Raw genomic sequence first — 8,195 nt, 5'->3', positions numbered from 1 at the left:
AAATAGACATGAACGAAAAAGTAACGATAAGGACACGAAATCATTTTTACGGTTTACAGAGAGGGAAGTCAAGGGTGTGAGCTTCCTAACACGAGAAATGGTTTTACCACCTTTGAACTTCAATAGTGAACGAGTAATCTAGTAATTATTGACGGAATCAGCCGTTATCTGAACTTGAGCAATCTAGGGAGAAATACGCCTAGGTTGGAACAAGGGTGGAACCACGAAAACACATTCGTCCCTTTCCTAGGGATGGGTGTGTTTTTTTATAGTTTTTGAGATTGAAAATTAAAAATAATTAAAAAATAGTATTGATTTTGTTTTTTATGCGAGTATAATGAGTTAACAAATAAACATGAACGAAAAGTAACGATAAGGACATGAAATCATTTTTACGGTTTACAGAGAGGGGAGCCAAGGGTGTGAGCTTCCTAACACGAGGAATGATTTTACCACCTTTGAACTTCAATAGTGAACGAGTAATCTAGTAATTATTGACGGAATCAGCCGTTATCTGAACTTGAGCAATCTAGGGAGAAATATGCCTAGGTTGGAACAAGGGTGGAACCACGAAAACACATTCGTCCCTTTCCTAGGGATGGGTGTGTTTTTTTATTACTTTGAAAGGAGGTGCAGTAACATGAAACGATTTGTACGTACGGAAATAACCACCACCTGCATGATTAAAAAGCAGAGCAAGGTGATTGATAAAGATAAAAAATAAAATTGTAGGAGGAGATTAGAAGATGAATAATATTATTCATGTTGGGGTGTTAGGATTAGGTACGGTCGGAAGTGGTGTTGTCCATATTTTGAAAGAACATTACAAAAAAATTGCACTTGATACAGGGTATGACGTGAAAGTGAAGACAGTCGTTGTACGTGATTTAGAAAAAGAACGTGATGTTTGTATTGATGGAATTGTAGTAACAAGTCATGTCGATGAAGTTCTAAATGATTCAAATATTGATATTGTAGTAGAGGTAATGGGCGGAATTGAAGAAGCGAAGCAGCATATTGTTAAGGCTTTACGAAATAAAAAACATGTCGTAACAGCAAATAAAGATTTAATGGCTGTATACGGTGCGGAGCTTCTCCAATTAGCGAATGAAAATGATTGTGATCTATGTTATGAGGCAAGTGTAGCTGGTGGTATTCCAGTGTTAAGAGGATTAACAGATGGGTTAGCATCAGATCAAATTGAAAAAATAATGGGAATCGTAAATGGTACAACAAATTACATGTTAACAAAGATGAGTCAAAAAGGATGGTCGTATGAAGAGGCATTACAGGAAGCACAAAAATTAGGTTTCGCAGAATCAGATCCAACAGCGGATGTAGATGGGCTAGATGCGGCGAGAAAGGTAGCCATTCTTGCAAACTTAGGTTTTTCGATGAATGTTTCTTTAGATGATGTACAAGTAAGAGGAATTCGAAAGGTCGAAAAAGAAGATTTACAAATGGCTGACAAGTTAGGATTTACTATGAAATTAATCGGGAAAGCAGAGAAACAAGGATCAGCCATTCATTTAAGTGTAGAACCGACACTTTTACCAAGTCATCATCCATTATCAAATGTAAATAATGAATTTAATGCAGTATATGTTCACGGTCAAGCGGTAGGAGAAGTAATGTTTTACGGACCTGGAGCTGGGAAGTTACCGACTGGTTCTGCTGTAGTAAGTGATATTATTTCAATTGTTAAAAATATGAATCAATTTCCGAAAAATAAAAGTGCGTTAAAAGAACCAGAACCATATGAATTACAGGGAGATGAAGAAGTCGTTTCGAAATATTTCTTACGTATTTCATTACGAGATGAACCTGGGATGTTGCAAAAAATAACAGAATGTTTCGTTAATTATTCTGTAAGTTTAAAAGAAGTTATTCAATTACCTTTAAATCGTGAACTTGCAGAAGTCGTTGTTGTGACACATCAAACTTCAAAGTATCAGTTCGAACGAGTGCTAGGAGCGATAGAAGATGTCGCAAGTGAAATAAACAGTTATTACATTATCGAGGAGGAAAAACAATATGTATAAAGGATTATTAAAACAGTATGCTTCTTATTTACCAGTGAATGAAAATACACCTGATGTGAGCTTAATGGAAGGAAATACACCTCTTATCCCGTTATTAAATATATCAAAACAATTAGGAATTCAGTTATACGGTAAGTACGAAGGAGCGAATCCGACAGGTTCTTTTAAAGATCGTGGTATGGTAATGGCTGTTGCGAAGGCGAAAGAAGAAGGTTCGGAGGCAATTATTTGTGCATCAACAGGTAATACATCAGCATCGGCCGCAGCATACGCGGCACGCCTTGGAATGAAATGTATAATCGTAATCCCTGAAGGAAAGATTGCACATGGAAAATTAGCGCAAGCAGTTGCTTACGGAGCTGAAATCATTTCAATAGAAGGAAATTTTGATGATGCACTTAAGGCTGTAAGGAATATTGCTGCGGAAGAGCCAATTACATTAGTGAACTCAGTGAATCCTTATCGAATTGAAGGGCAAAAAACAGCAGCATTTGAAATTTGTGACCAGTTGCAAAGTGCACCAGATGTTTTAGCGATACCTGTTGGGAATGCTGGAAATATTACAGCGTACTGGAAAGGTTTCTGTGAATATGAGAAAGAAAAAGGCTATAAGAAGCCAAGAATTCACGGGTTTGAAGCGGAAGGAGCAGCTGCTATTGTAAAAGGGCATGTAATTGAAGAACCTGAAACAATTGCAACAGCGATTCGCATCGGTAACCCAGCAAGTTGGTCATATGCGGTAGAGGCTGCAGAGCAGTCTCACGGTGAAATAGATATGGTATCAGACGAAGAGATTTTACATGCGTATAGATTATTAGCAAAATCGGAAGGGGTTTTTGCTGAGCCAGGATCAAATGCTTCATTAGCCGGCGTAATGAAACATGTTCAATCTGGAAAAATCAAAAAAGGAGAAACAGTTGTTGCAGTTTTAACTGGAAATGGCTTGAAAGATCCTGATATCGCAATTTCTTCTAATACATTAGATATTGCGAATATTTCAAATAATATAGAACAAATTAAAGAGCATATTAAAGGGGTGATTATGTCGTGATACCATTAAGTATTCGTGTTCCTGCTAGTACAGCGAATGTTGGACCTGGATTTGATTCAGTAGGAATAGCTTTGTCTTTGTATTTACATGTAGTAGTAAAAGAGGAAGCTGATAAATGGCAAGTAATCCATTCCTTTGAAGAATCAATTCCGACAGACGATAAAAATTTAATCGTCAGCACGGCATGTAAAGTATGTCCGTCTTTATCGCCCCATATAATAGAAGTTACTAGTAATATTCCGCTAACAAGAGGGCTAGGAAGTAGCGCATCAGCGATTGTAGCAGGAATAGAGCTTGCAAATCAACTTGGCAATTTGAACTTAACGACTGATCAAAAAGTTCAAATTGCTACAAATTTTGAAGGACATCCGGATAATGTTGCTGCTTCTATTTTAGGAGGAACTGTAATCGGAGCACTTGATGGAAAGAATGTTTCGGTTGTAAGAATTGAAAGTAAGGAATTAGGTGTAATTTCTCTTATTCCGAATGAAGAGTTAAATACAGATGAAAGCCGATCTGTATTACCAGCTATGTTTCCGTTTCATGAAGCGGTTAAGGCTAGTGCGATAAGTAATGTATTAGTAGCTGCGTTTTGTCAAAAGAAGTGGGAAGTTGTAGGTGAAATGATGGAAAGAGATCATTTTCACGAGCCATTTCGTTTAGAACTGGTCCCGTTATTACCATCTATTCGTAAATGTGCAAAAGAATTTGGAGCATACGGCACAGCGCTTAGCGGGGCAGGCCCATCTATTTTTATATTAACACCGTATGAAAAGCGGCAAGAAATTGCTGAGCAATTAGCGAGAGTATTTACGTCTATGAAAGTGTGTGAGCTAGAAATCGATCATAGAGGGATTACTGTAAATAAAGAAGAACATATAGAACTATAAAAAAGCTAGCATCGCTAGCTTTTTTTGTTGTAAATATCTTTTCAGTTGGCATATAAAAGAAAAGTAATAATGTATAATTTAGTAAAGGGTGTATCCATTTGGAGGTGATCGTATGAAGAAAGAGTCACCAGAAGAAAAAAGAGAACGTATAAGGCAAAGTGAATTGAAAAATAATCCTACCGGTTCTTTAAAGGATGGATTAAACAGAGCTGAAACAGGTAGTCCAGTTGATATGACGGGTGGTATGAATTGGAAAAGTACAGCGCTAGTAATTTTAGTACTAGTTTTAGGATATATTATATACACTTATTTTTTTAGTTAAGAAATGCATGTTAAAACTTTGAATGATTTGCTTTCATCTTTAGTTTGGATGAAAAACCATGGTTAGTGTACTACATATATTCTAATCAGATTATAGTTGTCCATATACACTTATTTTTAATACTCAAAATAGAGCTAGCGTTATGCTAGTTCTATTTTTTTGCCACATTCCTGTAACAAAGCCCCTGTATATTCAGTGGTGGAGGTGCAGAAGATGAAAAAAATGATAGCAATATGTCTTCTTACAACGATGTCATTTTCGACTTTAGTCGGGTGTGATGTAAAAGGTAGCAGTACTGTTCAAGAGTCTAAAATAAAGAAAGCGACGTATAAAGAGTTTACTTACGATGTAAATCCAGAGACGTTCACGTTAACTGTAGAACATGATGGTGTAAAGGAACTGGCGTCACAGCCCTTACCGAAAATGAAGGTGTTGAATGTAAAAAAAGAAAAGGATCGTACATCTTGGGAATATCCAGATCAAAAAGTAAAAGTAAATCTAGAGAAGAAAAAAGATCATTTGAATATTGAAGTGGAATCGACTGGTGCAGAAAGCTTTACGTGGCCGAAAGTACAAGCTGAAAATTATACACTTCCGTTATGGGAAGGAAAGCAAATTCCGAGTAATGATGAAAATTGGAAGAAGTTTTTAAAGGATGATACATATTCATTTGCTGAATCATTTTCTATGAAGTTTTTTGCGTTAAATGGTTCGAAATATTCCATTGTATATATTGCGAACAATATGTTTAATAATGAATTGAGATTTCATTCGGATCCGAAAATAGGATTTGAGTTTATACATGAATTCCCCAGTATAAATAAAAAGAAAACATATGGATTTCAATTATATGTGACAAATAATGATGCAGTCAGTATTGCTAAACTGTATAAGGATAATATTGCTGGAAAAGGTGAATTTAAAACATTACAAGAAAAGGCTAGAAAAAATAAAGAGATTGAAAAACTTTATGGTGCGGCTCATTTTTATTTTTGGAATCAAAATGGTTTGTCTGACAGTAACATAAATTGGCCAAAGTTAAGAGAACAAATAAATAGTCCTGTGTTCAGTCATATAAAAGAGCTTATTCAAAAGAATAGTTCAGAGCCTGGGGAGCTGAATGTATTTGAGCAAGTAAGTAAACAAGATTATGTTGATCAGTACCAAAAAAATGTTATTTTGCGTTATGTAAATGAAGTATTATCAATGAAGGAATTGTATAAAGAGGACATTTTTCTAAAAGTTGATCAGAAGGCTAGTGAGTTATTAAATGAAGGTGTAGATCATTTATCGAAGATGGAGTTATATGACTTAAATAAGCATGTATTAAAGTTGACGCTCGGTGATGCGGTTGAAGATGTAAGTAAATGGGGGAAGGCAGATGGAACGGATATTATAAAGGAAATGAAAGCGGCTGGAATAGACAAGGCGTGGATTGGTTTGCCGAACTGGGAACAAGGCTATATGCAGCCTGATTTCGTGACAGAAGCAAAGAAAATGGGATATTTAGTTGGTCCGTATGATTCGTACCATTCTATTCACGAAAAGGCTGATAAAAATTGGAATACAGCTTCTTTTCATGATCCATCGTTATATGAAGAGGCAACTGTGACGAAGAAAAATGGAGAAAAGGTGCAAGGTTTTCTAGGTAGAGGGAGAAAATTAAATCCAACTTTATCTCTTCCTAGTGTAAAAGAGAGAATGAACGATATATTACAAAATGGACCTAAATATAATTCATGGTTTATTGATTGTGATGCAACAGGTGAAATTTACGATGATTATTCAGCTAAACATATAACAACACAAGAACAAGATGTAAAAGCAAGATTACAACGAATGGATTATATTGCGCAAGAAAAAGGTATGGTAGTTGGCTCTGAAGGCGGAAATGATTTTGCAAGTAGCACGATTGCATTTGCTCACGGCATTGAAACGCCAGTTATTAAATGGGATGATGAAGATATGAGGAAAAACAAAACAAGTCCGTATTATGTGGGTGGATATTGGTCGCCGAATCAAAATGTTCCAGAAAAATATGCGAAACAAGTACCGTTAAAAGAAGAGTATAAACAAGTATATTTAAATCCTATATATTCAGTACCATTATATAAATTAGTATACAATGATTCTGTAATTACAACGCATCACTGGGAATGGGGAAGTTTGAAAATAAAAGATGAGGTTGGAAACCGTATGTTATACGAATTATTGTATAACGTCCCTCCGTTGTACCATTTAGATGAAGTAGAGTGGAATAAGCATAAACAAGAAATTACACAGCATCTGAAAGTTTGGAATGAAGTTCATGAAAAGGCAGTAAAAGAAGAAATGACGAACTTCGCATATTTGTCAGAAGATAAGTTAGTGCAATCTGCTTCGTATGGAAAAGATATTGAAATTATTGTGAATTTTTCAAATGAAGATATAGAAATAGAAAAGACGAAAATAAAAGCAAAATCAGCTTTCATTAATAATCATGGGAAGAAAACAATGTATACACCGCTTGAGAAAAAATAATATGAGATGTATTGTTGCATTACTAATTTTTCAGGTGGAAATTGAAGGAGTCGAAATGAATGGATTTATAAATCTGTAATTTAGGATGTTACGAAGTGTTAAATTTTTGAAGTTAAAAAATAGTGACTTGCCAAAAATAAGCACGAGAGTATAATGTGAAATGGAATACATATTGGATTTATCATGTAACCTTACAAAAATGTAAGGTGTTTGAAAGGAAATTCAATATGAAGATTGATAGACATACATTATACTAGGGAAAGAGAAAGAGAGGCGAATGAAGATGAGCTCTGAATTAGAACAAAATACGAGAAGCAATAAAAAACGTTCTAAAAGAAAGTCAATAAAATGGTTCATTTTAATTCCATTTTTCCTACTTATTTTTGGAGGAGTAGGATATGGATCATTAATATATAATAAAGCAAAAGCTGTTGTAAGTGATGCGTATGCACAAATTGATAAATCATCAAAACGTGATAAAGAAGTTGAGCCTTTAAAGGATAACATCTCTATTTTAATTATGGGTGTAGACGGCAGCGAAATGCGAAAAAGCCAATATGGTGAAGCTGTTCGCACAGACGCACTTTTATTAGCAACAATTAATAAAGATGATAAATCGGTTAAATTAGTTAGTATTCCACGTGATTCACGTGTTTACATTCCATCTAGAAAGAAATTAGATAAAATTACACACGCACACGTATTTGGTGGTGTTGAAAGTACACGAGATACAGTGGAAAGATTTTTAAATGTTCCTGTTGATTATTATGTGAAGTTTAACTTTGAATCATTCGTACAAATTGTCGATTCACTTGGTGGTATTGATATTGATGTACCTGTTACTTTCACAGAGCAAGATAGTAAAGACCAAGCGGGTATGATTCATTTAGAAAAAGGCTTCCAACATTTAAATGGAGAACAAGCACTTGCACTTGCAAGAACGCGTAAAATTGATAGTGACGCAATGCGAGGACAAAGACAACAACTTGTAATAGAAGCAATTGCTAAAAAAGCGATGTCTGTTCAATCTATTAGCAAAATGGGCTCTTTACTTGATGCGGTTGATAAAAATATGAAAACGAACTTAACTTTCGATGATATGCTTGCCATTACAAAAAATATGGCAGGATCTAACTTGGAAATGGAAAAAATGCAAATCGAAGGTACAGATAAGCGTATCGGCGGTATTTATTATTACATCCCAAATGAAAAAAATGTGAAAGATATTTCGAATAAGTTGAATCAACATCTAGGTGTAACACCAAAACCAGTTCGAAACGAATAATAAAAAAAAGATTGGCTTCTGCCAATCTTTTTTTATCTAAATCGATTTGTAACTTTTCTGTAACGATTTTTTATTGTAGAAAAAT

General features: G+C 35.0%; 6 protein-coding genes and 2 other annotated features. All 6 genes read left to right on the top strand.

The window, feature by feature from the left end:
• Positions 1 to 14 precede the first annotated feature (14 nt).
• Positions 15 to 246 (top strand) — a binding site (T-box leader).
• 114 nt (positions 247 to 360) lie between these two features.
• Positions 361 to 592 (top strand) — a binding site (T-box leader).
• A gap of 154 nt (positions 593 to 746) precedes the next feature.
• Positions 747 to 2,042, top strand: a complete 1,296-nt coding sequence (locus KI369_RS22000; RefSeq protein ID WP_212957395.1) for a homoserine dehydrogenase — start codon at positions 747 to 749, stop codon at positions 2,040 to 2,042.
• Positions 2,035 to 3,093 carry a threonine synthase gene (thrC, locus tag KI369_RS21995; RefSeq protein WP_212957394.1) on the top strand — a complete coding sequence of 353 codons (1,059 nt, stop codon included), beginning with the start codon at positions 2,035 to 2,037 and terminating at the stop codon, positions 3,091 to 3,093. The genes KI369_RS22000 and thrC overlap by 8 nt, the downstream gene beginning before the upstream one ends.
• A complete protein-coding gene (thrB, locus tag KI369_RS21990) occupies positions 3,090 to 3,983 on the top strand; it encodes a homoserine kinase (protein WP_212957393.1) in 894 nt (297 codons plus the stop codon). The genes thrC and thrB overlap by 4 nt, the downstream gene beginning before the upstream one ends.
• 112 nt (positions 3,984 to 4,095) lie before the next feature.
• Entirely contained in the window at positions 4,096 to 4,305 is a 210-nt protein-coding gene (locus tag KI369_RS21985; protein ID WP_212957392.1) for a DUF6366 family protein, read from the top strand.
• Positions 4,306 to 4,518: 213 nt separating this feature from the next.
• Positions 4,519 to 6,825 carry a glycoside hydrolase gene (locus tag KI369_RS21980; RefSeq protein ID WP_212957391.1) on the top strand — a complete coding sequence of 769 codons (2,307 nt, stop codon included), beginning with the start codon at positions 4,519 to 4,521 and terminating at the stop codon, positions 6,823 to 6,825.
• A gap of 283 nt (positions 6,826 to 7,108) precedes the next feature.
• The gene (locus KI369_RS21975) at positions 7,109 to 8,110 is read left to right on the top strand and encodes an LCP family protein (protein WP_212957390.1); all 1,002 of its coding nucleotides are present in this window, start codon (positions 7,109 to 7,111) and stop codon (positions 8,108 to 8,110) included.
• Positions 8,111 to 8,195: the final 85 nt, after the last annotated feature.

The organism is Bacillus sanguinis (assembly GCF_018332475.1).
In the GTDB taxonomy this organism is placed as follows: Bacteria; Bacillota; Bacilli; order Bacillales; family Bacillaceae_G; genus Bacillus_A; species Bacillus_A sanguinis.
This window is presented reverse-complemented; position numbering and strand designations above follow the sequence as displayed.